Source organism: Spirosoma daeguense (assembly GCF_054776875.1).
Map to the genome: position 1 here is coordinate 21,941 of NZ_BAAHBF010000003.1, position 25,160 is coordinate 47,100.

Sequence of the window (25,160 nt, forward strand, 5' to 3'; positions counted from 1 at the left end):
TTATGATCGGGTCGACCTGTTTTTCTGTTTATGAAGCAACTTTTTCTCTTCTGTCTTTTTGTATATCTCTTCAGTTCATGTACGACAAAACAGCAGAAAGAGTCTACCGAATTTAAAGATATACCTGCTACGGGGCTTTCCGGGAAAGAGTTGGCGTTGGCGCATTGTAGCCGGTGCCATGCGTATGTTGCTCCCGAATTGATAGCCAAATCGAACTGGCGCGATGTGCTTCCGGCAATGGGACATCGGATGGGGATATACAGTAGCGGTTTCAGACCCGACAGTTTGTTCGATGCCGGACCAAGTGGCGCTATTGTCCGCGAAGCCAATATTTTCCCGGAAAACCCTGTGCTGGCAAAAGAAGACTGGCGTAAACTGGAACGCTTTTACCTTGAGAATGCGCCCGATACCATTTTACCTCCCATTCGCAAACGTAGCATTCCGCTTGGCCTGAAGCATTTCAAGTACAAAGAAGCATCGGTTGTGAACCGCCCGGCGTTGACGACTATGGTCAAAATTCTGCCCGATAATCAAGGTATCGTATTTGGCGATGGCAAGGCCAGACGTAATATGCTCACCTTTCTTACGCCCACACTTCAGGAGAAATACAGTATGCAACTGGCGTCGACACCGGTTCAGTTTTACGAAAAAGCGAATGAGCTATTTCTGACGACAATTGGACAAGGTGTTTTTCCGACCGATGCGCCAAACGGGAATCTGATACGTTTATCGAAAACCAACGTAGTACCTGGCTACAAACCCGAAAATATCGCTATTCCTGATTTACAAAGACCTGTTTTCATGGCTTACGGCGATTTAAATGCAGACGGTTTGGAAGACGTAGTAGCCTGTGAATTTGGCAATCAGACTGGTCAATTAGCCTGGTATGAAAACAACGGGAAAGGCGGTTATGCGAAACGGATTTTGCGGGCGAAACCGGGGGCCAGCACGGCCATTATTAAAGATGCCAACAACGATGGCTTACCCGATATTTACGTGCTCATGGCGCAGGGTGACGAAGGTGTTTTTCTCTACGAAAACAAGGGGAACGGCAAATTTCAGGAAAAACGATTACTCACTTTTCTACCCCTCAACGGCTCGCAATACATCGAACTGGCCGATTTTAACAAAGATGGTTTTGACGATATCGTCTATGTCTGTGGCGACAATGCCGACAAGACACCGATCTTAAAGAAATACCACGGTATTTATATTTTTCTGAATGATGGCAAATCCAACTTCAGACAAGCGTATTTCTATCAATTGAATGGCGCTTATAAAGCGATGATACGCGATTACGATCTGGATGGCGATCTGGATATAGCAGCTATTTCGTTTTTCCCCGATTATCTCCGCTATCCACACGAGAGCTTTATCTATCTGGAAAATAAAGGAAAATTAGAATTCGATGACTATTCATTTCCAGAAGCCGCCCGAGGAAGATGGATAGTCATGGACGCCAACGACATGGACGCCGACGGTGATATTGATCTCGTTTTAGGTTCGTTTGTTTATTTTCTACCGCAGGGCGATACGACGGGACTGGGCAAAAAGTGGCTGGAGAGCGGCCCTTCTGTCATTGTTCTGGAAAACACGATCCGCTAACTATCTAAAAATAAGGCATTATCTGGCTGGGGTTCTGAACTCGTTTAGTAGGAAACCAAAAAATCATTTTTACTACAACCGACTTTTTGGTTATAAAGGAATAGATTACTTCATAACCTCCTTTCTTAATGGGAATTATTTTTGAGGGAGTAGGGAGATAGGGCTTGTACTCTTCAACATTTCCAAGGCTCAACGTATCGGATAAAGGTTTTCCACTCAGTACAAACTTGGATGATGGGTACAAGGTAACGGTATATCGGTTCCGGGATGAGTCGACCAGTAAGGTTAATTGCTCTTCTTGAAAATGGATGAGCTTTCCAGATCTTGTAAAGGTGGGAAAGCTGGTCATAAGAGTTTGAGAAATTTTATTAATATTTTTTAGTGCATATAAACTATCCAGATTAACCGGTTGAGAGAAAAGCGAAGTAGAGCTTGTAAGAATAAAAAAGGCTCCAATAATCAGGCTAAAACGAAGCATGAAAGGATAGTACAAAATAGAAGTAAACGGCAAATACGGAATAAAATCCTGTCAAAATGGCTTACTTCAGATAGTTAGGTGGTCAGCCGTAACTTGCCAAAGGAACAACAAGCCTAACCACTGAGATGCGTAGCTTATTGATAGAAAGCTGGACTTTGAAGCTCATTTTAGGCTGTCCACTCAACAATATTAATTCCGTACAACAAAAAGTACCCCGGCAATAATTAGCATAATGCCCAATAATCGCCAGCCGTTGGCAGGGTGTAGGGTAAAACCCATCAACCCATAATGGTCGAGTATGAGGGCGGCAATTAACTGACCGGCAACACTTAAGCTGACCATATTAGCCGTACCAATTCGCTGTACACTCACAATAACCGTAATCATGTAAATCGCTCCCATCAGACCTCCCATCCACTTCCACCAGCTTACCTGCCGAATACTATCGACGGGTGGATTTGTTCCACCTGAAACCAGAAACAGAAATACCAGCACAATGAAGCCTGACCCGAACGAAATAGCCGCTGCCAGAATCGGATTTCCCATGGCCTGACGCAGATTAGCGTTTACTCCAGCCTGTACCGTAATGGCCAGACCAACCAGAAATGCAAGCAGCACATAGAGATAATTCATGGCTACAAAGGTAGACAGGGTACTCGGCTTGTCTTATACGATAAGCCGGATAAATTTGTATCCAATCTTAAAATCGTTCTGTTTATGGCAAGCCAGATTCTGGTTGTTGGAAGTTCGAATACCGATATGGTGGTGAAAGCCACCAAATTACCCGCTCCCGGCGAAACCGTATTAGGCGGTACATTTCTGATGAATCCGGGTGGAAAAGGTGCTAATCAGGCCGTAGGGGCCGCCCGATTGGGAGGTCGTGTTACGTTCGTTGCCAAGGTGGGCAATGATATTTTCGGGCAACAGGCCGTTGCTGGCTTTCGGGAAGAAGGTATCTTTACCGACTACGTAGTGGTCGACACAGAGAACCCATCGGGCGTTGCGTTGATTAACGTCGATGAAGCAGGCGAAAACAGTATTACGGTTGCCCCCGGTGCCAATGCAAATTTGCAACCTTCTGAAACAGAAGTAGCTTTATTGGCGGCTAAACCCGATACGTTGGCGTTGATTCAGCTCGAAATCCCCTTGCCAACCGTTGAATACGTAGTGAAACAAGCAGCCGAACGGGGCCTACGGGTTATTCTGAATCCGGCCCCGGCGCAGGCCCTTCCTGCCGATTTGTTGCCTCATTTATTTTTGATTACGCCGAACGAAACCGAAGCTGAATTACTCACCGGAATCCGTGTAACCGACGTAGCAACCGCCGAACAGGCCGCCAAGAAACTACAGGAATTAGGCGTTACCAACGTAGTGATTACGTTAGGGTCAAAAGGCGCTTACGTATACACCGATACGCAGCGCGAACTCGTTTCTGTTCCCCGCGTAACGGCTGTCGATTCGACGGCAGCGGGCGATTGTTTCAACGGGGCATTAGCCGTAGCACTGGCCGAAGAGAAATCGTTGGCTGAAGCCGTTTCCTTTGCCTGTAAAGCCGCTTCTATTTCCGTAACCCGTATGGGCGCACAATCATCAATGCCAAAACGGAATGAAATTCTATAATTGATTTCTTCATGACTTTCCGCTGGTTTTTATTTCTGTCTTTTATAACGCTGACGGCATCGGCGCAAAAACTTATTCCGCCCTTGATGCTACCCGACCCAGACGAAGCTCTGCAAACGTACCGGGCCAGTCTGGCGCAAATCCGGCAGGAACATACAAATCAGCACGAATTGCCTAACCTGAAATTTTTTACGTTCGGCATGGGTAATCGCCTGAAGCTCATTTACCGAAATGGTCGACTGCTCAATGCGCTGACGGGTAATATTGAAGAGCAATGGCGGGTAAAACATGAGGTTATTGTGCCTTCCGAATATGCTGTGCATTTGGAACTGGCTGATGGACAGATTATTCAGATTCGGGAAGATGAAACTGGCGTTTGGCTCTTACAACCTGATAAAAAACCGAAACTGATTCCCGGTACGCGAAGCCGGGTAGAGTTACCGCGTTTCGACGATAAACCATTTGGTCCGGTGCTACGTGTACTGCATCAGGAAATCCTGATTAACGTAGCAAATGGCCGTCCGATGCCAAATTTTCTGGTCTATTATAAACCGCATTACCGCGATGCCGCCATGATGACGATGGTACTTCGCGAAACGAATAATCTTCCACTGATTCGAGACTGGATTATGGCCATTCGCGACCCATTCGATCGGGCAAATCGCGGAGTAGCGGAAGCCGATAATCTGGGCCAGGTTTTGTTTTTAGTCGCACAAGTGTCCGATAAATCGCATCCGGCGGTGGCAATGGTACTGGATTCGGTGAAGCGCTTTCAGAAAGAGAACTATATCATTGGCAAAACCAATCAGGGAGAACATCCTGTTTTTCAGACGAAATGGTTGAAGTACGGCCTGAAACTGCTGGACATCGATGAGTCTTATGCGATTCCGAAACAATACGACAGTTATTCTTCGCTATTCTGGTGGGGATACAAAGATGAGTACGTAACCGGGAAGCCCATAGAGTCTGCCTTAATGACCAATCATCCATATTTAGCTTGGGCCGAAGACCATTTTTTCGGTCAGAAACGAGCACCATTTTCTAATCTCGATTACCCACTTAGTTGGGAACAGCAAGCCACCAATGCTCATTATCCGGGTATGACCGTGCTTGAACCTGCTCTGGTTAAAAAGAAAATCGCTCCATTGCATGCATGGCAGGCCGCCGAAATGTTTCTGCTGCTGAAAACAAAGTAATAAACAGTAGCATACAAAACTCCTACTATTTTACCTAAATCAGGAGGACTTAGAAGGGTATAAAGCCCATTATTCACACGTTTACAGTTCCGGGATCTCTCGTATCCGAACTTTCATAAGCGGTTTTTCACCTTCGGGTACAATAGCAACAAATGTATTACTGACGGTTTCGCCATTTCGAAGCATGTGCCCCGCCTGAATATAGGTAGTTGTGTTTACTTCTTTACCTTCCGAATTCTTGATACGTTGCTGATACGGCACCGTAAACGGACGCGCCATAATTTTGGCACTTTTTGAGGTTAGTCGTTTGCCCGTAGCGTTAACGCAGTCGAACGTAGCCAACTGGTTTAGATCTTCCTGACCTAATAAGGTTTGTTTGGGTAGAAATAACTTGGTGCAGTTACTCTTGTTGCTGACATAAATCGACAACTCATAACGCATAAACGTTTCGCCACTCATGTCGATACGTCGTTCATTGTTGATCTCGAAACCATAATCGAGGCCATTGAGTTGAACGGGTTGCCCTGCCTGAACATCGTGAGCCTGTTGAGCGAAAAGACGAAAAGGGATTATTGCCAGCAACAGGAAACTGGCTAACAATTGCTTCATACGAATCGATCGGTGGTTAAAACGGTAAAAATACAAATTACACCTAATGCCTAAACGGTTGCATCCAGTTTACGGTCGAAATTGTTGCTAGTAAACGATTCGTTTAAGGGTTTCGGTACGTTGGTAGGGTATTAAATGAATTTAACGACAGTTCCGAAATCAGTCGATTTCCGGAGTCAGAAGTTTACCACCCCCAACCGAGCGTCGGCCAGCCTCGATAAATGTCCTACACCACTTTCCCGAGCAAATGCGGCCGTTCGGCGGCTACTTTCAGCATCAGTTCACCGAATAACGTATTGGCCCAGGCAAACCACTTGCGCGTAAATTTCGTCGGATCATCCTTATCGAACGACTCGTGCATGAAACCGGTATCGGCATGGGTTTTCTTCAATTGACGCAACTGGGCCAGAATTTCATCGTCGCTGGTCGATGTGAGTGCCCGCATAATCAGGCTCATTGGCCAAATGTTGTTCACGAGCGTATGCGGACTGCCAATACCTTCGGCGGCTTTCCCTTTGAAAAAATACGGGTTATCGGCACTGAGGATAAATTTGCGGGTATTCCGATAAATTGGGTCGGTGAGAGAACAAGCTCCTAAATAAGGGAGAGCCAGCAAATTTGGTACGTTGGCGTCGTCCTGAAGCAGGTGATTACCGTATCCATCCACTTCCAGCGCATACATTTTTCCATGGGTCGGGTGCGTGTATACCGCGTATTTTTTCAGTGCATTTTCTACCTCATCCGACAGTGCCCGACAGTCTTTTGCAAAAGCGGTTTCCTTCGGATAGAATTGCTCGACCATAGTAGCCAGTTGCCGGAACGACACAACCGCAAACCAGTTCGACGGTACGTAGAACGGAAATATCGTAGCATCATCCGAGGGTCGAAACGTACTGACAATTAGCCCGATTGGTTTTACCGGATTGCTGTACCCATCTCCCGGAACCGTATCGGTCGACCACGACGTACTACGGCTGAATCGGTATGGCCCCCGGTTCGTTTTCCGTTGTTGTTCCCGGCAGGTTTTCAGCGACAGTTTCATGGCTTCGAGCCAATCGGCGTCGAATGGAGCTTTGTCGCCGGTCGTTTTCCAGTAATGATACGCCAGCCGGATTGGGTAGCAAACCGAATCCAGTTCCCATTTCCGCTCGTGCAGGCCGGGTTTCATATCGGTTACGTCTTTTTTCCATTCACCCTCTTTCGTGGCATCGGCGTAGAAAGCGTTGGCATAAGGATCGCGACGAATACAAAGCGCCTGCCTGCGAATGACACCTTCAATGAGCTGTCGGAGTTTCTGATCCTGCTTAATGAGTGGCAAATACGGCCAAACCTGCGCCGTGCTATCCCGAAGCCACATGGCATCGATATCACCGGTAATCACAAACGTATCGGGTTTGCCGCCGTCGGTGAACTGAACCGTAGTGTCGAGGGTATTCGGGAAACAGTTTTCGAAGAGCCATGCCAGTTCGGGATCACGAATGGTTTTGTGCATTCGTTCGATGGTCTGGTCAACGGCTGCACTAACAAAGTTACGTTTGCCAACGGGTGTACGAACAACTGGAAAACTGGAAGATGCTATCGCCCAGGAAGGCGTATTGGCGAGTAAAAGACCTGCACTGGCAGCAGTAGACTGGCGGATAAAATAACGGCGATTCATAGAGAGTCGGGTAGAACCCAGAACAACGGTGTCATGCTGGGATTCATTTTCTAATTCCTGACAGTGTTTGGTAGCGAGCGTGTTACGTTGCTAACCGCTGTCATACTGGTTAAAAATAGGTCGGAAGTACGTGAAAAAGCCCTGATTTTGCAACCACGTAACGGTCTTAGGTTATCGTTCCTGCGAAGATGTAGCGGGTAGTTTACGGCTGAAATGCGCTTATTAACTCACGGCTGAAATGCACGTAACGTAGTGCATGTGTGGGCGCTTTCTACTGACCGACAACCTCTTTATTTACGCATGTTTGACTTACCAAACTCTTTTAAGATAAACCTTCGTTCGTTGCTTGCCGTTGGGTTTGTGGCAGGTTTGTACGCCTGTGCAAGTTCGCCGAAAACCGTCACGCAGACGTCGATGGCATCAACAACCGATTTGGCTTCTACTACGTCGGTAGCAGCAACTGCTCCGTCAAAACCCGCAATGCCCGCCCGCATTCTCGTTTTTTCGAAAACGAAAGGATGGAAACACACGTCGATTCCGGCCGGGATTGCGGCCCTTCAAAAAATTGGACAGGAAAATAGCATCCGTGTCGATACGTCCAAAAATGCCGATTATTTCAACGATGATAGTTTGAAACATTATCAGGCTGTTGTGTTTTTGAGTACCACAGGCAACGTATTGAATCAGACGCAACAGGCTGCTTTTGAGCGATATATTCAGGCGGGTGGCGGTTATATGGGCATTCATGCGGCTGCCGATACCGAATACGACTGGCCCTGGTATAACAAACTTGTCGGCGGTTATTTCTCCAGTCACCCCAGCCAGCCCAACGTGCGCAAAGCAATGGTCGATGTAACAAACAAAAAACACATCTCAACCGAACACTTGCCCGACCATTGGGAACGTACCGACGAATGGTACAATTACCGCTCACTCTATTCGGGCCTGACGGTACTGGCTAATCTGGACGAGAATACATACGATGGCGGCACCAACGGCAGCAATCACCCGATTGCTTGGTATCATGAGTTCGATGGCGGTCGTTCGTTTTATACGGGTGGCGGTCATACCGACGAAAGTTTCACCGAACCGCTGTTTGTGAAGCATATGCTGGGTGGCCTGAAATGGGTGATGGGCGATGGTAAAGCGCTGGATTATACCAAATCGTATGCGGTAGTAATGCCCGAAGAAAATCGCTTTGTGAAAACGGTGCTGGTCAACGATCTGAACGAACCCATGGAGGTAGCCGTCGCCAACGATGGTCGTGTTTTCTTCACCGAACGTAGCGGTAACTTATCGGTCTACGACACACGTAGCAATAAAACCAGTCTCGTGCATCGGTTCGACGTACCGACCAAAGTAGGGCATGGCGTTCAGGGGATTACACTCGATCCCAACTTTGCTACCAACCACTGGCTCTATATTTATTACTCCCCTCAGTTCGAAAAAGACCCTTTCTATAACCTGTCGCGCTTCGTTATAAAAGACGATAACACGCTCGACGTAGCGTCTGAAAAAATCATTCTAAAAGTACCAAGTATCGACGCGCCCGGTTCGCACCACGGCGGTTCATTAGCGTTCGATAAAGAAGGAAATCTGTATCTCTCGACCGGCGATCATACGAACCCGTTTCCCTCGAACGGTTATGCGCCCATCGATGCACGTTCGGATCAATTAGCGGCCGATGCGCGCGCTACAGCCGCCAATACGAACGATTTGCGGGGGAAAATACTACGTATCCGCCCTCAGGCTGATGGTACGTATACTATTCCTGATGGTAATCTTTTCCCGAAAGGCACGGCGCAGACGCTTCCCGAAATTTACACGATGGGCTTGCGGAATCCGTATCGTATTGCGCTTAATTCGAAATCGTCGGTGTTGTATTGGGGTGAAATTGGCCCTGATGCGGGGAAAGACAGTACGTTGGGGCCGCGTGGTTATGATGAGTTTAATCAGGCGAAGAAAGCCGGAAATTTCGGCTGGCCGCTTTTCATTGGCAACAGTCAGCCGTATGCCGCTAACGACTTCGCTACCAAAGTAATTGGACAACGTTTCGATCCGAAAGATCCGGTCAATGATTCACCCAAAAGCAGTGGGCTTCAGCATTTGCCGCCAACTAATTCGGCGATGATCTGGTATCCGTATGCGGCTTCGAAAGAATTTATGGAGTTAGGTCAGGGCGGACGTAGCGCGATGGCTGGCGAATTTTACAGCTTTGACAAAAACTCCCCTTCGAAAACCAAATTTCCGGAATACTTCGACGGCGCACTGTTCATCTTCGACTGGATGCGTAACTGGGTCATGGCGGTTCGGGTCGACAAAAACGACAATTACATACGTAATGAGCCATTTATGGCCGCCAATGGCGATTTCCGGCGACCTATCGATCTGGCCTTTAGCAAAGATGGCGTGATGTATATGCTCGAATACGGTTCCGTGTATGGTGCCGATAACGACGACGCTCGGCTGGTGAAAATTGAATATAATACGGGCAATCGCGCTCCGGTGGCACGGGCGCAGGTTATCGATTCGGCAGCAACGGCGCTACGTAATTCCCGCGCTTATCTGACTTCCGACGGACGTAACGCACCCGTTATTCACGAAGCTGTTGGTCAGGCTCCGCTACGGGTTCAGTTCGGCGGTCGCGGTACGGATTTAGACGATGACGAGATAACGTATCAGTGGCTGTTCGATGGCAAAACGGTTGGTTCAACAAAACCCAATGCTACGTATACCTACACACAACCGGGTGTTTATAACGCCATTCTGAAAGTGACCGACAAAACCGGGCTGGTTGGCATGGATACCATTCAGGTGAAAGTAGGAAACGCCAAACCCGACGTAGCGATCACCTCAACAGGTAATAAATCGTTTTACTGGCCCAATAAACAATTTACGTATGCGGTAAAAGTGACCGATAAGGAAGATAAAAAAATTGACCCAAAACGGATTAAAGTCGTTTATGAATACAGCGCACAGCCGGGTGCAACGCCCACTACGTCTCCCCAGCAGGGGCACCAGGACGTAGCGATGATTGGGAATGGCTCACTGGGTAAAAATCTGATTGCCAGCAGCGACTGTAAAGCCTGTCACACCATCGACAAGCCATCTGTAGGGCCAACGTTTCTGGCCGTAGCGAATCGGTATAAAGGTCAGCCCGGCACGGTGGAGCGCCTGGCCCGGAAGATCATCGAAGGCGGGGGTGGTGTCTGGAGTAAAGACCATTTGATGAGTGCGCACCCGCAAATTCCAGTGCCAGACGCGCAGGAAATGGTGAAATACATCTTCTCGCTGACCGATGCGCGCAAGCAGAAATCGGTGCCGCTGCAAGGTTCACTGGCTCTGAACGAACACAAAGCTGAAGAAGCGCGTGGCCAGTATACACTCGTGGCATCTTATACCGATAATGGTGCTAAAAATGCGGGGCCATTGACAGGAATGGACGTAGTAACACTACGTAACGCTACAATAAAAACCATCAATGCCGACGCCTACGTAGGTTTTCCCCGTTTCGGCCCTCGCCTGAACGCGGGTAGTCACAAAGCCTACGTATTGATTAAAGACGTTGACCTAACTAACATCAAATCGCTGACGTATGACTATTCATCGATGAGCAAAGACGGCGAAATTGAAGTCCGGCTTGATTCCTATGCCGCTCCCGTTGTCAGCCGAATAGCCTATAAAGCCACTGGTGACTGGAAAACGACGAACGAAGTAACGGGCCAGTTCGACAAACCCATTACCGGCAAGCACGATGTATACGTAGTGGTTATCAAACGCAATAAACCCAACGACGGCATCATCCAGTTGAATAGTATCCGGTTTAATGAATAAGGAAGGCTCCGACAGGCTCCGGCTGTCGGATATGTTTCTCAAAACCGAATGAAGACCATTCGGTTTTGAGAAACCTCATTACGTCAGATGAAAGCATCTGACGCCACAGGGACAAAATAGATAGTAGACGAGAGCTTTACTCATACTGAAACGGATTGCCCGACGGAATATACGCTACGTTGATGCCCGGCAATTGAGGTTTCAGCCACGAAACCAGCCACTCCATTCCACCGGCTTCGCTCATAATGTGCCCCAACACCACCAGCGATAACTTCTGACCCTGCTTACGCGCATCACGAACGTATTCGGGGGTTTCCCATTCGCTGATTTCACCACACAAAACCACATCGGGTTTAATACGCTCGATAGCCATAATCTGATTTCGCCCGCCCGGTGCACCCGGCAATAGTAATACTCGTTGACAGCTCTGTTTCATATCGCCAACGATACGTACCTGTGTGATACCCAGTTTGGCTTTGAGGTGTGAAACAAGCTGCGCCAACGTAGTGGTAGGCACGGTGAGGATATGTGCATCCTTCTCATCCGCATATTTTTCCCAGCCCAACGTTGTTAGCATTCCTTTCTGAATCCCATCGGGTCGGTGGGAGTGCCAGTAATCATGAAAGCGCCAGACCGCAATGTTGTGTTTCGCCAGTAATTCCTGCTTTTTCTGGAAAACTGAATCTTTGGCCAGCCACTCCGTTTCGTCGAGGTGATTGTAGAACGTTGGCTCATGAACAATAATAAAGTTTGCTCCGGCAGCAATGGTTTTTTCGATCACTTCCACTGTGGCAAACATACTCGATACGATACCCGTAACCTGCTGCGACTCCGTTCCCGATTTCAACGTATCGACCGTTTTCGGAAAAGGCGCATTTGGTATCGATTTCAGAATCAGACCCATTACCTGCCCGACAGTCATAGGTGGTTGACTGGCTGCAAATAAGGTTGCCTGATTCAGAAACGGAACATTGAGAAGCATCGACGTACCAACCGCCTTTGTAGCGGTGGTTAAGAACTTTCGTCTTCCGGGGAGGGTAGTCATGGTTATTTTGGGATTTACCGGACTATACTACGTAAATTTTACGAGTTACTATAGTCCGGTAAACAAACGTTATTGATCGACGGCGAACACTACTTCATGGGCTTCCCAAAGGGCTGGTACATCCAGTTTTTCGAGCATTCGACTAACAGCCGGTTCGGGAACGGGGTATTTCCGGTTGGCATTCCGTTCGGCGCGAATACCGTTTGGAACCTCCACATAAACCACCTTTACCCACGCCCGATACGTCACGAATAAGTCGATCAGTTGAGCGCGCAGATTTTGCGTGATGTTGGTCGCATTCCAGACAAACGGCTGCTGACTGCGCAAATACGACCGTGCCTGTTCTTTCGCCATCTGCACCACCCGACTGGTACCTCTTCTGTCTGTTGGGTCAATACCGAGTTGGCGCCGGAAGCCGTCCAGACTGACAACCGGCCAGTCGCGGTAGTTCGCCAGAATATGAAAATCCTTGCCTACACCCGGTAAACCACTCAGCAAGACTACGGTTGTTTTCGTGTCATCGAATAAGGGGAAATCGGGTGCTACGTCGTCGCGCCGGAAATACTGAAAACGGGTCAGATTCGATGCACATGGATACGGTTTGCCGAAACAGTCCTGCTCGCGACACAACTCCTCGAACAAATCGATCCGGTATAGTAACTCAGCCTGATCGGCGCAGATACGGCCCAAAACGTCGGCGCGGGCCAACAACGCCAGCCAGGCCGTATTTACGTCGAGACTGGTCTTCAGCAAGGTTTGACGAGGATTTTCTTTTTCAAAAATCCAAAGCGGCAACCCGTGGTGACGCACGAGTTTAGCCACCGCTTCACGCTCGAAAAACGGTGTCGGTATGGTGTCGTATAACAGCAGCCGGGCGGTACGTTCTCCCTTCTTGGCATGCCCTTTCGATGTAATACGTCCGTCATCTTCCAGTACAGTAGTCGAGCGTTTTTCAACATCGTGCAAAAGCGCAGCCGCCCATAGAATAGACTGTTCACTGGCCGACAAAGCCTGAAAACCCGGTAAAGAAATGAGCGACTCCAGCACCATGCGGGTGTGCGTTGCTACGTCGCCTTCGGCATGGTGAACAGGGTCTTGCGGAACGCCAACCATATCGCGGACAAAATCGAACTGACGTAGTAGGCTAGGCCAGTCTGTGCGGTCGGTTAGTTGCCAGTTCATACGGCCCTCCTTTCCCGCGCCAACGGAGCGCGTTTCCATGTACGTGTCCAATGCTCATTTGTCTGGACGTGCCCTTTGCGTACATATTTAAAAACCCGGTGCGTAAACTCATCCACCGTATATGAATCCGCATCGCGCGAAACCACGCCTTCCATCGTGCAGGGTGCGCCTGTGACCGCATCGACCGAGCCAAATCGACCGGGTTGATCGACAAACGAACAGACCGCAGCTTCAATAGCGGTTGCTGACAACGTAGTGGTTGTCTTTCCCAATTCGGGTACGGTTGGGAAGTCGAGCAGGTGGGCATAAAACTGTGTTTCCTCCCACGATAACCAGACGTCATGCTCCCGTATGGCAAAGACAAAGAAATGATCTTCGAGTCGTTCGTAACGGATGGAATGAATGGCAAAAAGATTTTCGCCGAAGATTTCCAGATTGCCCAGATCATGCCGAATTTGCTCCCACCGTTGCCGAATGGTGCTGGTCCAGGGCGACGTAGTGGGTGCTACGTGTGAGCGAGCAAAAACGCCATTGCGACTCAGGCAGTTGTTTTCGCCGTCTAGTTTTTCGGTATGAATCAGTACGTTGATACGTAGTAAATCCGATGCAAAGTCATGATTGATCCGGTCGTCGCTGGTCGTTCCGGGCGAAAACGGGTAATGGTACGTTCGCCCATATTTGGTTGATAAAGCCATTTTTCAGAAATAATAGGTAATACTATAGACACAAGGACTTCGGGGAGAAGTCTCTTCAGAAATGAGCGGTGTCGATACGTATTACATGGCTTTTCAAACGAATTTGCGTGCGGTTTGTGAATTTGCACGGTGGCAAAATTAGTAAAACGACTGGTGTTCAGCTAATTTTAAATCAGGGAATTTCTCAGCCCTTTATTAACCCGCCCAGTTTTCGCGGTCGAGGCTACGGTATTGAATAGCTTCGGCTATATGTTCGATTTTAATCTCGTCGCTGGCGGCTAAATCGGCGATGGTTCGGGCCACTTTCAGAATCCGGTCGTAGGCCCTTGCCGACAGTCCAAGCCGTACCATTGCCGTTTTGAGCAGGGCTTTTCCGGCATCATTGATAGCACAAACTTCTTTCACCATCTGTGAGGGCATCATGGCGTTGCTATAAATACCCGGCTGATCGGCGAAGCGTGCGGTTTGGACTTCCCGCGCTCGAATAACCCGTTCGCGAATCACTTCGCTTGATTCCGAAGGCCGATTCGAGGTCATTTGATCGAATGAAACGGGTGTTACTTCTACGTGTAAATCAATACGATCGAGTAACGGGCCACTGATTTTGGCGAGGTATTTCTGAACAACCCCCGGTCCGCAGACGCATTCTTTTTCAGGATGATTGTAGTAACCACAGGGGCAAGGATTCATGCTGGCGATGAGCATAAAACTGGCTGGAAATTCGACCGCCCATTTGGCACGCGAAATGCTTACTTTCCGATCTTCGAGCGGTTGCCGCATCACCTCCAGCGCCGACCGTTTAAATTCGGGCAACTCATCCAGAAACAATACGCCATTGTGTGCTAATGAAATCTCGCCCGGTTGCGGAAAACTGCCTCCACCAACCAGAGCCGCATCGGAAATGGTGTGGTGTGGTGCGCGATACGGTCGGGTTGCCATCAGATTGGCTTTGGTGCCCAGTTTCCCCGCTACCGAATGAATTTTTGTGGTTTCGAGCGCTTCCTGCAAAGTGAGTGGCGGCAAAATGCTCGGTAATCGCTTGGCGAGCATCGTTTTACCTGCTCCCGGCGGTCCAATCATGATTACGTTGTGACCACCAGCCGCTGCAATTTCCATTGCTCGTTTAATGTTTTCCTGCCCCTGCACATGCGAAAAATCGGCCTCGTAAGCGTTGATCTGCGTCATAAACAAATCGCGCGTGTCGCTCACCAACGGTACGATCTCTTTTTTGCCTTCGAAAAACTCAATGGCATCCTGCATGTTGGTCACACCAATTACATCCAGATTATTCACAATGGCTGCTTCCTGTGCATTTTCGGTTGGCAGAACAAAGCCTTTGTAGCCTTGTTTACGTGCTTCAATAGCAATAGGCAACACCCCTTTTATGGGACGTAACGTACCGTCGAGGGCCAGCTCGCCCATGATAACGTAGTCACCCAGATTGCGTTGCGTCGAGATTTGTTCGGAAGCCTGTAATACACAGAGTGCAATCGGTAAATCATAGGCCGAACCTTCTTTCCGAATATCGGCTGGAGCCAGATTGACAACCACTTTCTGACGGGGCATTCGGTAGCCAAAGAATTTGAGCGATGCTTCTACCCGTTGTTCACTTTCTTTCACGGCACTATCGGGCAAACCAACCATATGAAAATGAAGTCCTTGTGCCACAGCAACTTCAATGGTAATAATACTGGCATTTACGCCATATACGGCAGCCCCAAAGGTTTTGGCTAACATAAACTAGGTACGAATAATAGAAATCAGGAGTAAAACTATGTAAGAAGAACGAGGTTATATCAAGAGGGCAATTATTAGTAGCTATTTGTCAAATATACAAGTTGTAATTCTTTTTGTCGTCTTATTGATTGATATAGTCCACTTGTGGGCTATACGCTAATTAAACTTGATTATGCTATAGGTTCTGTTTCTATTTTAGGCGGAAAATAAAACGTTGCTCTACAATGACCTCTTTTCTGAATCGACAGCCTGTATTTGAGTGCATTAGCGGTCCCGACGAAGGTCGAACGGCTATCCTGCTTCCTGACACGCGGCTGATTCTCGGCCGAAATCCGCAAGCCAACGTACCACTGGCGGATGCGCAAACCGCCGACCAGCATCTGTCCATTTTATTCGACGGACGTAGTGTTTATTTTCAGACAATCGACGGTCAAACCGTTACGTTAAACGGACGAGACGTAACAACGGGCGAGCTGAACCCAGCGGCTGATTTACGTATCGGTACTTCGCACTGGCGCGTTATTGCCAGAGATAATTCGTCGGGGCCAAGCCCATTTGCCAACATCGATTTTTCGAATCATGTCAACCGGATTTCAACGCTCACCGGTGTCGATACGTTAGACAGTGATTTTAGTCTGAAAACCATTTTCGGTAAAGCCGGCGAAAAACGTACGGACGAAGACATCGAAAATGCGTTTACGGTGGGTACTCGGCAGACTACACCCGTTGTGGGTACTATTGCGTCGAACTGGCCGCAACCCTGGCTCTTTTTACGCTTTGGCGGCAGCGCATTATTGCTCTTTGTTGCTCTGTTTGTTGCTGTTGTGCAGTTCGATAACAAACTGCTGATTCCGGGGCTTCTCTTTGTCGGTTCGTTTGCAGTGCCGTTTGCCAGTCTGATTTTTTTCTGGGAAATGAATGCACCGCAGAACGTATCGTTATACCAGACAATAAAACTGCTGTTTTTGGGTGGCATGGTCTCGCTGTTTATTTCGCTGTTTTTCTTCAGCAACACGGCCTTTTTGAGTACGTTTCTGGGTGCATCGAGCGCAGGTATTGTCGAAGAGTCGGGTAAACTGCTGGCAGTGCTGGCCCTGATGCGAAATAAAAATCAATACCACTGGATTCTTAACGGGCTCCTGTTTGGAGCCGCCGTCGGAACAGGTTTTGCCGCGTTTGAGTCGTCGGGGTATGCGTTTATGGTGTTGTTGCAGGGCGGATTCGGACAGGCGGTCAGCAATATTTTCTTACGGGGAGTTCTGGCTCCGTTCAGTCACGTTGCCTGGACGGCTATTACGGCAGCTGCCATCTGGCGCGTAAAAGGCGAGAAACCATTCGACTGGGATATGCTCAAAGACCAGCGTTTTCTACGGACGTTTATCGCCGTTGTGTTGCTTCACATGATTTGGAATGCGCCATTTGCTTTCCCAATTATCCCTTACATTCTGTTCATTCCGACGAAGCAACTGGTATTGGGCATCATTGTCTGGATTATGGCCTTGGGTACCATTCAAAGCGGCCTGAAACAGATAAAAAATGCACAGCAAGCCGTTCTGCAACCCGCGCCGACTGAGTAAAACGTTTAAAGCCGAAGACGCGAAGATGCTGAAAACTAATTTTTTGCAGCTTAAAAACCCCTAAATCCCCTGAAGGGGACTTTGCTCGCACTCAAACAAAGTCCCCTTCAGGGGATTTAGGGGTTTTTAGGCTTACCCTGTAGAGGTAAACAACTATATTTTCTCGGCGATACGTAGCTTGGCGCTTCGGGCGCGTGGATTTCGGGCAATTTCGTCGGGCGTAGCTTCAATCGGTTTGCGCGTAACGGAACGTAGCGGTTTCAGATCGTTACCAAACAAATCTTTCTCGACCTCGCCCTGAAATTTGCCTTTGTTGATGAAATTTTTCACCAGCCGATCTTCGAGCGAATGATACGACATGACCACCAGTCGGCCGCCGGGTTTCAGGATGTCGGGAACCTGCTCCAGAAATTCTTCCAGCACCTGCAATTCTTCGTTTACTTCGATACGTAGTGCCTGAAAAACCTGCGCGAAGTATTTGTTTTCCTTGCCACGCGGTGCCTGTCGTTGCAAAGCTGCTTTTAACTCGTTAACGGTTTTAATTGGCCGATTCGAACGAGCCGACACAAGCGCAGCGGCTGCGGTTCGAGCGTTGGTAATTTCGCCATACATGCCCAGAATCCGGTGGAGTTCGCTTTCAGGATATTCATTGACAATCTGTCGTGCGGTTCGATCGGCGTTCTGGTTCATGCGCATATCGAGATCGGCGTCGAAGCGGGTCGAAAATCCACGTTCGGGCGTATCGATCTGGTGCGATGAAATGCCCAGATCGGCCAGAATTCCGTCGACCTGCTCGGCTTTGTACAAACGCAGATACCGTTTAATGTTTCGGAAGTTAGCCGCCACAAATGTCAGCCGCGAATCACCGATAGCCTGTGCATTGGCTTTGGCATCGGCATCCTGATCGAAGCCAAACACGCGCCCGTCTTCTAACTGGTTGAGAATGGTGCGAGTATGTCCGCCACCACCAAACGTAACGTCGACGTAAATACCGCCGGGTTGTAGATTTAGCCCATCGATACAGGCTTGTAATAAAACGGGTTCGTGGTAATCGCTCATTCAGAAACTAACCAGCTTTTATGGTCGTTAAATTGAACAGAATATGAATGGATAATGAATAATGCAAAATGCCGGACAATCCTGCATCAAGTTTGCTATTAACTAGTTCACTCTTCATTTTTCATTATCCATTAAAAATACAGCCTGCATTGTGAATCGAACTATGAAAAAACTCCTTCCTCTGATTGCCTTTCCGTTGCTGATATGGCCAACGGTTTCGTCCTGCCAGTCAACATCGGCTACAGTCAAGCCCGGTACGTATCGGGCCGTTCTGAAAACACCGGGTGGTGACCTTCCTTTCGGCCTTGACATTCAACCCGCCACGGGCGATGCAAAATCCTATACCGTGTTTGTTTTGAACGGAAAAGAACGCCTTCCGATGGACGTAGCTACCATTCAGGGCGACTCGCTTCGGATTCCAATGGCATTGTTTGAGTCGGAGTTGGTTGCAAAGATAGAGGGTAATACGCTCCGGGGTGTATTTCGGAGAAAACGAGTTGCGCAATCGTCGCAAACGCTGCCGTTTGAAGCAAAATTTGGTCAGACATATCGGTTCACTGACGACCAGAAACCAACAGCTATCAACGTAACAGGCAAGTGGGCCACCGATTTTGGAAGCAAAACCGGAAAAGTGGATACCGTAAATGCGGTTGGCGTTTTCGAACAGAAAGGCAATCTGTTATCCGGTACGTTCCTGACACCAACCGGCGACTATCGATACCTCGACGGGAACGTAGTGGGCGACAGCCTGTTTCTGTCCTGCTTCGATGGTTCGCACATTTATTTGTTCAAAGCGAAACATAACGCTGCCACAAAAACGCTGGTTGGTGGGCTGTGGGCCGGTATTGCTGGTTATGAACCGTGGGCGGCTCGTTTTGAGCCAACCGCCGAACTGCCCGATCCGGCAAAACTGACCTATCTGAAACCCGGCTCCAAAACGTTGACGGCCTCATTTCCAGAGCCGAATGGTAACGTAGTGGCGCTTACAGATTCGCGATTTAAAGGAAAGGTAACGATTGTGCAGATTCTGGGAAGCTGGTGCCCGAACTGTATGGACGAAACTAATTTCCTGAGTCCATGGTACAAAAAGAATAAGCCGCGAGGGGTTGAAATTCTAGGACTAGCTTTTGAGCGGTCGGCTGATATGGCGGTGTCGGGACCAAAAATTGACCGGATGAAACAGCGCTTTAAAATCGACTACCCTGTTACGTTGGCGGGTACAAACGACAAAGTGCAAGCGTCAAAAGCATTACCCGATCTGAATGCGGTCGTGGCCTTCCCCACGACAATTTTCATTGATAAAAAAGGTCTGGTTCGCCATATACACACAGGCTTCTCCGGCCCCGGCACGGGTAAATATTACGAGCAGTACGTCGATGAATTTAACCGACTGGTTGATAAGATGCTGGCAGAGAAATAATGTTAATGAAAAATGGATAATGTAGAATGAATAATGGAGCTACAATTCGTCATTATTCATTCTACATTATCCATTTTTCATTAATTACTCCAGCCACATTACTTTCTCGTAGGCCAATTCATAATCCATTTCTTCGAGCGGGATCAGCTCGGTGAGTTGGCCGTTTTCGTCGGTTCGGATAGCATTCCAGCGACCCGATGCGTCACGTAGCAGAATTCGATAGCCGTACATCGGGTGCAACGTAGCGCCGTCGGTCCGATGATCCCAGCCCGTTTGTAGTTCGATGGCAAAACCGATTCTGTTCAATACTTCCGGCAGTTGATCCGCCAGATTGTCAATGCCATCTAATTCCTCAATCCACAGTACCAGACCGTCGGTGCCCCAGTCAAAATGAAGGGGAGTGGGGGTGAGGGTGATAATTGAAGCGTTCATAACATTGTTGTTTTAAAAGTTAAGCAAAGGGCAGAGGGCGCGGGGTAAACTCTACCCTTTGCCCAAAACGCTCAGCCCTTTGCTGTCATTACGCACTCATACTCCACGCAGGTGCCGTATTAAGGGCATTTTCCTGCTCTTCACGCCATTTACGGAGCCAGAAACGATACTTCTTCCGTCCGTAGTCAATAAAGCCCGGAATCGACGTAGCATCGACGGCAAACAGCCGATGCGGTCGTTGTTTCATAATGCCAATAAACACAAACCGAAACTGACGGGTCGATTCCCATTCCTGATTGTCGGCATTCTGCAAACTGTCGATATAAAAAGCGGCCTGACGATCATAGTCGTAGGTATAACACGACTCCAGAAACTGAGCCTGGGTTCGGGCCGATGTTGTTTTTACGTCAATGATCAGCGCGTTCCGACGTTTCGGGCTGGTATAGACCATATCAAGGCGCGCTTTGCAGGGAACACCCGTAGCAGAATCGGTTGACAAAACGATACGTTCCCGCTCCGACAACCGAAGATAACGCTTGCAGAAGGCATCCTGCCGAATGGTGCGCATTAACGTCTGAAGCTTCTCAGCCTGTTCCGGAGCCAGCCCATCAGGGCCAATCTGGTCTGAGGTATCGATCATATCGGGCAGAAGTTGCTGAATTACAGCACCTACCGACTCAGGCTCAAGCAGATGCTGGTGAAAAGCACGGCCAAACACTTTTGTTTTTTCGGCAATAAACCGTGCTGATGGCACTGACCAGTAACCCAGATGTTCTTCTTTTAGGCGGGTCAGGTCAGAATTCGATACACGCGGTAAAGCCCGGTATTCATCGCCAAGGGTGAGCAGTGGCTGAATTGATTTTGTATAGACGGGTGCAGTTAGCATAACAAAACGATTTTTTTATATGAAACAACGTAACGCATCGCCAACGTAGCAGCGATGCGTTACGTACCTATCTGAAATTCAGTGTTTAGCCTGCTGGTAACAGTTCAGGATCTTCTATGGCATGAGCAAACGGATTGTAGTAGTTCATGGCCGTTTTGATGTTGGCAATATCGGTGAGCGTTTCCTGCCGAAATATTTTTACATCCTGCGCAAACTGCTTAAGCTCTACGGTTTTCTCCACATCTCCAATTTTATACGAGAACGTAGCAATGTAATACACACCTTTGGGCTGCACCTTCGTGTTTTCTTTTTTCTCCGCAACAGCCGTCATCACTACGTCAGATAGCGTCTGATCGTCGTAATAAAGCGGTTCGATGAGCCGGAAAATATTATCGACCGAATAGCCGTGGAACAGAATTGCCGACACACAGTTTTTGTCATCGATAAAAAAGATTTCCGCCCAGTTTTTGGTGCCCATGTTCAGTATGTTATCCGTGAAGATGCGCCAGGCAATTGGCTGAAAGGTGAGGGTGCGACCAAGCTTCTCGGTTCCGTTGATGTTGAACACGCCTTCTTTCGCATCGAACCGGTATTGACGGGGGTGACCTTCCAAATATTTGTACTTATTGACGACTTCTCCGGTCAATTCGTGAATCTTTTGATAAGGTTTAAGCGCATCATCGCTTTGAATTGTCGAAAGTTGGTTTTTGTTTTGTGTGTTCATTAGTATTTGTTGTTTACTGTTCAAGCAGGGGGCCCATGTTGCGGTCCCTTTTGCCTTTTTACAGGGTTGTGTTTACTGACTTAAAATTACACAAATTCGTGTAAAAAACAAGCCCATTTTCTAAGTTTGTAGCTCTATTTTTACTCATATTTGTGTAATTTAGGTGTGATCAAGGTGTAAAGCCTGTATAACAGCTAGTTTTGGCACCCGTCAGACAGCCTTCCACTATTTTTGCAATTCCTGCAAATTTTTGCAGCAACCTTTGCAAATTTTTTTTCGCCATGACCATTCATCATCGACTTCAGGAATTAATTGACGCGCTTGACGTTAGTGTGCTTGAATTTGCCCGGAAATTGGGCGAGCATAGGGGCGAAAAAGTGTATCATATTCTACACGGACGGCTGAAGCCAAGGTACGATACCATCGAAAAAATTCTGATCGCTTATCCGCAGGTGAATGCCGACTGGCTGCTACGTGGCGAAGGGTTAATGTTCAAGATTCTGGACTCTCCGTCGGCCGCCATCACGTCGGAAGAGCGGCTACGAAATGTTGAATACCTGCTCTTTCAGCTTAACGAGCGGATGGCTGTGCTTCAGGCTACAAACGACCAGCTACTGGCCGAATTAAAGGATTGGCAAAACGGTAGGGAAGAAAAACGTAGCAAATGAATCGCAATTGCTGAGATTTATTCAGTGAAGACCGCTGGTTGTTTCTGAATGTGAGGCCTTTTTCTAAAAACAACCCATATCCGTTTTGAGTTATAGACTGAAAAACTCCAAACGTTATGGCAACTACATCACCATTCGATCCAGATAAAGTAGATCCTGAATTTTATTCAAAAGACCCTAACCAGCACGGTGATACCGACTTTGGTCGTGAATCAGGCGGAGTTGGTAACAATTCATTCGCTGGTGGCACTTCAGGTATGGACATGGAAACCGAAAATCGGGACATGACCTACGAATCGCGCGAGGCAAATAAAGACAAAGGACGTGTCGGCGAACCACACGGTGCAAGTTTAGGCGGAACCCAGCAGTGGGATGTTGACGCTGATGCAATTTCTGACGTGCCGAAAGGGCAACTGATGAGCGATGAAGCGGCTTCCAAGCTAAAAGAAGTAGCGGAAAATCCTTCAGATGATGCACTTCTGCACCGCGCCGACGCTACGTATCTTGAAGAAGGTGATAACCCCAATGAGGGCTATGACCCGCACAACGTGGGTTATGAAGGCAAAGACAAGGAAAGCCCTAAGTAAGTGCAGGCATGTTTTATAGAATCGGAAAAGCGGTCGGGCAAATAACCCGACCGCTTTTTATTTGCCCGGAGAATAATCTTCCGTATTTCTTCCTGCTATTTCTTTTGTAAACTTGCCTTTTATTTCAGTTAATCCGGCAGATTATCACTGCCTATGTATTGTGCTCATCGAAACTCGTGCCTATGCTCGGGCGGGCCTGCTCGGTAACCCGTCTGACGGATTTTTTGGTAAAACCATTGCTATCTCTGTCCGCAACTTTGGGGCGTCCATTACGTTGTATCCATCGCCAGAGCTGAATGTCGAACCTCAGGCGCAGGATACAAACATGTTCCGGAGTTTGTACCACCTGCGCGACTCTGTTAGTACTCTCGGCTATCATGGCGGGGTGCCGCTTCTGAAAGCTGCTATTAAGAAGTTTGCCGAATACTGTGAAGCCGAGCATATTCGGTTACCTAATCAAAACTTTTCGATACGTTACCGAACCTCGATTCCGCGTCAGGTCGGCTTGTCTGGCTCTAGTGCCATCATTGTTGCTACGTTCCGGGCGTTAATGCAGTTTTATAACGTTGAGATACCGCAAGCCATTTTACCTAATCTGGTACTGGCAACCGAAACCGAAGAGTTGGGTATCACGGCTGGCTTGCAGGATCGGGTAATTCAGTGTTACGAAGGCTGTGTGTACATGAATTTCGACCGAGCCATTATGGACAAACAGGGGCATGGCGATTATGAACCTATTGACCCGCGTTTGTTGCCAAAACTTTATATCGCTTACAATACCGAACTTGGAAAGCAGTCGGGGCGGGTGCATAGCGATGTTCGGGCGCGCTGGCTTCAGGGCGAACCACTGGTTGTTGACACGATGAGCGCCATTGCCGACGTAGCACGACAGGGTCAGGAAGCCATTCAGCAGCAGGATATTTCTCTTTTAAACGAACTCGTAAATCGCAATTTCGATTTGCGGTCTCAGATATTTACTATCAGCGAACGTAACCGCAGCCTTATCGAAGCGGCCCGCGCCTGTGGAGCATCAGCTTCATTCACCGGCTCAGGTGGCTCTATTATCGGCATCTACCGCGATGACGCCATGCTGAACCGACTCTTCGTCGAACTTCGAAAAATAAACGCCCGCGTTATAAAGCCATACGTAGTATAAATTAGCGAAAGAGTGAATGAGCGAATGAGTGAATAGCTGACGCATTCAGTAAAACCAGCCGGTAGGCTTCGCTCGTTCATTCTTTCGCTCTTTCGCTCTTTAATCATGATTAAAAAAGCCATCATCCCTGCCGCCGGACTTGGAACCCGGTTTTTGCCCGCCACAAAGGCCCAACCTAAAGAAATGCTGCCGATTATTGATCGGCCAACGATTCAATACGTAGTACAGGAAGCTGTTGATTCGGGTATCGAAGATATTTTAATTATCACGGGTAAAGGAAAGCGTGCCATCGAAGATCACTTCGACCGGAACTACGAGCTTGAAACCCGTCTGGAGGAGAAAGAAGACCAGCTTTTACTGGACGAAATGCGTCGGCTGTCTGATATGGCCAATCTGCACTACGTTCGTCAGCGCGAACTGAACGGGTTGGGTGATGCTATTCGCTACGCTCGCCATCACGTTGGCAATGAGCCGTTTGCTGTTCTTCTAGGCGATACCATTATGGACGCCGTAATTCCGGTAACCCAGCAACTGATTGATACGCACGATCAGTACGGCTGTTCAGTCATTGCGGTAGAAGAGGTGCCTCACGATAAAGTAAATCGCTACGGTATTGTTGGCGGCCAATCGCTGAGCGACCGTATTTTATTACTGGATACGCTGGTTGAGAAACCGTCTATCAGTGAAGCCCCGTCGAATCTGGCTATTGCCGGGCGTTATATACTAACTCCCGACATCTTCTCGATGCTTGAACAAACGCCCGTTGGCAAAAACAATGAGATTCAGCTTACCGATGCGATGCTGTTGCTGCTCAAGCGCGAAAACCTGTACGCACACCGCATCGAAGGAAAGCGCCACGACATCGGCAACAAGCTGGATTTCCTGAAAACAACCGTCGAATTCGCGCTCAAACGCCCTGAGTTTGCTGACAAATTCCGGGTATTTCTGGAAGAAATTCTGAAGGAAGGCAAATAAGATTCGACGTATAAAAGA

21 protein-coding genes are annotated in these 25,160 nt (G+C 48.3%); 10 read left to right on the top strand and 11 right to left on the bottom strand.

All coding sequences use genetic code 11. The annotated features are described in order from the left end of the window. Window positions 1-30 precede the first annotated feature (30 nt). A complete protein-coding gene (locus ACYVD4_RS09415; RefSeq protein ID WP_460944806.1) occupies window positions 31-1,605 on the top strand; it encodes an FG-GAP repeat domain-containing protein in 1,575 nt (524 codons plus the stop codon). A gap of 667 nt (window positions 1,606-2,272) precedes the next feature. On the opposite strand, the gene ACYVD4_RS09420 is transcribed toward ACYVD4_RS09415, so the two are convergent. Further along, window positions 2,273-2,716, bottom strand: coding sequence for a DMT family transporter (locus ACYVD4_RS09420; RefSeq protein WP_460944808.1), 444 nt, complete (start codon window positions 2,714-2,716; stop codon window positions 2,273-2,275). 84 nt (window positions 2,717-2,800) lie between these two features. Between ACYVD4_RS09420 and rbsK the strand changes: the two genes are divergently transcribed. Both rbsK and ACYVD4_RS09430 read left to right on the top strand, forming a co-directional pair. Further along, the gene (gene rbsK, locus ACYVD4_RS09425) at window positions 2,801-3,703 is read left to right on the top strand and encodes a ribokinase (RefSeq protein ID WP_460944810.1); all 903 of its coding nucleotides are present in this window, start codon (window positions 2,801-2,803) and stop codon (window positions 3,701-3,703) included. 11 nt (window positions 3,704-3,714) lie between these two features. Beyond that, entirely contained in the window at window positions 3,715-4,899 is a 1,185-nt protein-coding gene (locus ACYVD4_RS09430; RefSeq protein ID WP_460944812.1) for a hypothetical protein, read from the top strand. A gap of 81 nt (window positions 4,900-4,980) precedes the next feature. Here the strand turns inward: ACYVD4_RS09430 and ACYVD4_RS09435 are convergent, their stop codons facing one another. Together ACYVD4_RS09435 and ACYVD4_RS09440 are read right to left on the bottom strand one after the other, a co-directional pair. Continuing rightward, window positions 4,981-5,508: a DUF4352 domain-containing protein gene (locus tag ACYVD4_RS09435; protein ID WP_460944814.1), complete on the bottom strand. Its 528-nt coding sequence runs from the start codon at window positions 5,506-5,508 to the stop codon at window positions 4,981-4,983. 226 nt (window positions 5,509-5,734) lie between these two features. Continuing rightward, complete coding sequence (locus tag ACYVD4_RS09440; protein ID WP_460944816.1) at window positions 5,735-7,165, bottom strand: glycoside hydrolase family 125 protein; 1,431 nt, start codon at window positions 7,163-7,165, stop codon at window positions 5,735-5,737. 300 nt (window positions 7,166-7,465) lie between these two features. Here ACYVD4_RS09440 and ACYVD4_RS09445 point away from each other — a divergent pair, with 300 nt between their 5' ends. Further along, entirely contained in the window at window positions 7,466-10,999 is a 3,534-nt protein-coding gene (locus ACYVD4_RS09445; RefSeq protein ID WP_460944818.1) for a ThuA domain-containing protein, read from the top strand. A gap of 136 nt (window positions 11,000-11,135) precedes the next feature. Here ACYVD4_RS09445 and ACYVD4_RS09450 read toward each other — a convergent pair whose 3' ends face one another. The 4 genes from ACYVD4_RS09450 to ACYVD4_RS09465 form a co-directional block, all read right to left on the bottom strand. Continuing rightward, window positions 11,136-12,044, bottom strand: coding sequence for a Nif3-like dinuclear metal center hexameric protein (locus tag ACYVD4_RS09450; protein WP_460944820.1), 909 nt, complete (start codon window positions 12,042-12,044; stop codon window positions 11,136-11,138). Window positions 12,045-12,113: 69 nt separating this feature from the next. Next, complete coding sequence (locus ACYVD4_RS09455; protein ID WP_460944822.1) at window positions 12,114-13,265, bottom strand: AAA family ATPase; 1,152 nt, start codon at window positions 13,263-13,265, stop codon at window positions 12,114-12,116. Then, complete coding sequence (locus ACYVD4_RS09460) at window positions 13,223-13,921, bottom strand: RNA ligase family protein (RefSeq protein ID WP_460944824.1); 699 nt, start codon at window positions 13,919-13,921, stop codon at window positions 13,223-13,225. Before ACYVD4_RS09460 ends, ACYVD4_RS09455 begins: the two co-directional genes overlap by 43 nt. 195 nt (window positions 13,922-14,116) lie before the next feature. Then, on the bottom strand, window positions 14,117-15,658 hold the full coding sequence (locus ACYVD4_RS09465; RefSeq protein WP_460944826.1) for a YifB family Mg chelatase-like AAA ATPase: 1,542 nt from the start codon (window positions 15,656-15,658) through the stop codon (window positions 14,117-14,119). Window positions 15,659-15,882: 224 nt separating this feature from the next. Here ACYVD4_RS09465 and ACYVD4_RS09470 point away from each other — a divergent pair, with 224 nt between their 5' ends. Then, window positions 15,883-17,235, top strand: coding sequence for a PrsW family glutamic-type intramembrane protease (locus tag ACYVD4_RS09470; protein WP_460944828.1), 1,353 nt, complete (start codon window positions 15,883-15,885; stop codon window positions 17,233-17,235). Window positions 17,236-17,388: 153 nt separating this feature from the next. On the opposite strand, the gene rsmH is transcribed toward ACYVD4_RS09470, so the two are convergent. Next, on the bottom strand, window positions 17,389-18,294 hold the full coding sequence (gene rsmH, locus ACYVD4_RS09475; RefSeq protein ID WP_460944830.1) for a 16S rRNA (cytosine(1402)-N(4))-methyltransferase RsmH: 906 nt from the start codon (window positions 18,292-18,294) through the stop codon (window positions 17,389-17,391). 163 nt (window positions 18,295-18,457) lie between these two features. Here rsmH and ACYVD4_RS09480 point away from each other — a divergent pair, with 163 nt between their 5' ends. Further along, window positions 18,458-19,714, top strand: a complete 1,257-nt coding sequence (locus ACYVD4_RS09480) for a peroxiredoxin family protein (RefSeq protein WP_460944832.1) — start codon at window positions 18,458-18,460, stop codon at window positions 19,712-19,714. Between the two features lie 84 nt (window positions 19,715-19,798). Here ACYVD4_RS09480 and ACYVD4_RS09485 read toward each other — a convergent pair whose 3' ends face one another. From ACYVD4_RS09485 to ACYVD4_RS09495, 3 genes are all read right to left on the bottom strand, one after another. Next, window positions 19,799-20,146, bottom strand: coding sequence for a hypothetical protein (locus ACYVD4_RS09485; protein WP_460944834.1), 348 nt, complete (start codon window positions 20,144-20,146; stop codon window positions 19,799-19,801). Between the two features lie 88 nt (window positions 20,147-20,234). Beyond that, on the bottom strand, window positions 20,235-21,032 hold the full coding sequence (locus ACYVD4_RS09490) for a PD-(D/E)XK nuclease-like domain-containing protein (RefSeq protein WP_460944836.1): 798 nt from the start codon (window positions 21,030-21,032) through the stop codon (window positions 20,235-20,237). An 85-nt stretch (window positions 21,033-21,117) separates the two neighbouring features. Then, on the bottom strand, window positions 21,118-21,756 hold the full coding sequence (locus tag ACYVD4_RS09495) for a hypothetical protein (RefSeq protein ID WP_460944838.1): 639 nt from the start codon (window positions 21,754-21,756) through the stop codon (window positions 21,118-21,120). Window positions 21,757-22,037: 281 nt separating this feature from the next. Here ACYVD4_RS09495 and ACYVD4_RS09500 point away from each other — a divergent pair, with 281 nt between their 5' ends. From ACYVD4_RS09500 to galU, 4 genes are all read left to right on the top strand, one after another. Next, window positions 22,038-22,424 (top strand): helix-turn-helix domain-containing protein, encoded by a 387-nt coding sequence (locus ACYVD4_RS09500; protein WP_460944841.1) that lies wholly within the window; start codon window positions 22,038-22,040, stop codon window positions 22,422-22,424. A 116-nt stretch (window positions 22,425-22,540) separates the two neighbouring features. Further along, on the top strand, window positions 22,541-23,011 hold the full coding sequence (locus ACYVD4_RS09505) for a hypothetical protein (protein ID WP_460944843.1): 471 nt from the start codon (window positions 22,541-22,543) through the stop codon (window positions 23,009-23,011). A gap of 160 nt (window positions 23,012-23,171) precedes the next feature. Further along, on the top strand, window positions 23,172-24,167 hold the full coding sequence (locus ACYVD4_RS09510; protein ID WP_460946198.1) for a mevalonate kinase family protein: 996 nt from the start codon (window positions 23,172-23,174) through the stop codon (window positions 24,165-24,167). Between the two features lie 105 nt (window positions 24,168-24,272). Beyond that, complete coding sequence (galU, locus tag ACYVD4_RS09515) at window positions 24,273-25,142, top strand: UTP--glucose-1-phosphate uridylyltransferase GalU (RefSeq protein WP_460944845.1); 870 nt, start codon at window positions 24,273-24,275, stop codon at window positions 25,140-25,142. The last annotated feature ends 18 nt before the right edge of the window (window positions 25,143-25,160 follow it).

Coding starts and splice junctions, on each gene's coding strand:
- ACYVD4_RS09505 (WP_460944843.1), top strand. CDS start 22,541: ATGGCAACTACATCACCATTCGATCCAGATAAAGTAGATCCTGAATTT.
- rsmH (WP_460944830.1), bottom strand. CDS start 18,294: ATGAGCGATTACCACGAACCCGTTTTATTACAAGCCTGTATCGATGGG.
- ACYVD4_RS09435 (WP_460944814.1), bottom strand. CDS start 5,508: ATGAAGCAATTGTTAGCCAGTTTCCTGTTGCTGGCAATAATCCCTTTT.
- ACYVD4_RS09415 (WP_460944806.1), top strand. CDS start 31: ATGAAGCAACTTTTTCTCTTCTGTCTTTTTGTATATCTCTTCAGTTCA.
- ACYVD4_RS09420 (WP_460944808.1), bottom strand. CDS start 2,716: ATGAATTATCTCTATGTGCTGCTTGCATTTCTGGTTGGTCTGGCCATT.
- ACYVD4_RS09460 (WP_460944824.1), bottom strand. CDS start 13,921: ATGGCTTTATCAACCAAATATGGGCGAACGTACCATTACCCGTTTTCG.
- ACYVD4_RS09430 (WP_460944812.1), top strand. CDS start 3,715: ATGACTTTCCGCTGGTTTTTATTTCTGTCTTTTATAACGCTGACGGCA.
- ACYVD4_RS09490 (WP_460944836.1), bottom strand. CDS start 21,032: ATGCTAACTGCACCCGTCTATACAAAATCAATTCAGCCACTGCTCACC.
- ACYVD4_RS09500 (WP_460944841.1), top strand. CDS start 22,038: ATGACCATTCATCATCGACTTCAGGAATTAATTGACGCGCTTGACGTT.
- ACYVD4_RS09480 (WP_460944832.1), top strand. CDS start 18,458: ATGAAAAAACTCCTTCCTCTGATTGCCTTTCCGTTGCTGATATGGCCA.
- ACYVD4_RS09440 (WP_460944816.1), bottom strand. CDS start 7,165: ATGAATCGCCGTTATTTTATCCGCCAGTCTACTGCTGCCAGTGCAGGT.
- ACYVD4_RS09450 (WP_460944820.1), bottom strand. CDS start 12,044: ATGACTACCCTCCCCGGAAGACGAAAGTTCTTAACCACCGCTACAAAG.
- ACYVD4_RS09470 (WP_460944828.1), top strand. CDS start 15,883: ATGACCTCTTTTCTGAATCGACAGCCTGTATTTGAGTGCATTAGCGGT.
- ACYVD4_RS09465 (WP_460944826.1), bottom strand. CDS start 15,658: ATGTTAGCCAAAACCTTTGGGGCTGCCGTATATGGCGTAAATGCCAGT.
- ACYVD4_RS09445 (WP_460944818.1), top strand. CDS start 7,466: ATGTTTGACTTACCAAACTCTTTTAAGATAAACCTTCGTTCGTTGCTT.
- galU (WP_460944845.1), top strand. CDS start 24,273: ATGATTAAAAAAGCCATCATCCCTGCCGCCGGACTTGGAACCCGGTTT.
- ACYVD4_RS09455 (WP_460944822.1), bottom strand. CDS start 13,265: ATGGAAACGCGCTCCGTTGGCGCGGGAAAGGAGGGCCGTATGAACTGG.
- ACYVD4_RS09495 (WP_460944838.1), bottom strand. CDS start 21,756: ATGAACACACAAAACAAAAACCAACTTTCGACAATTCAAAGCGATGAT.
- ACYVD4_RS09485 (WP_460944834.1), bottom strand. CDS start 20,146: ATGAACGCTTCAATTATCACCCTCACCCCCACTCCCCTTCATTTTGAC.
- rbsK (WP_460944810.1), top strand. CDS start 2,801: ATGGCAAGCCAGATTCTGGTTGTTGGAAGTTCGAATACCGATATGGTG.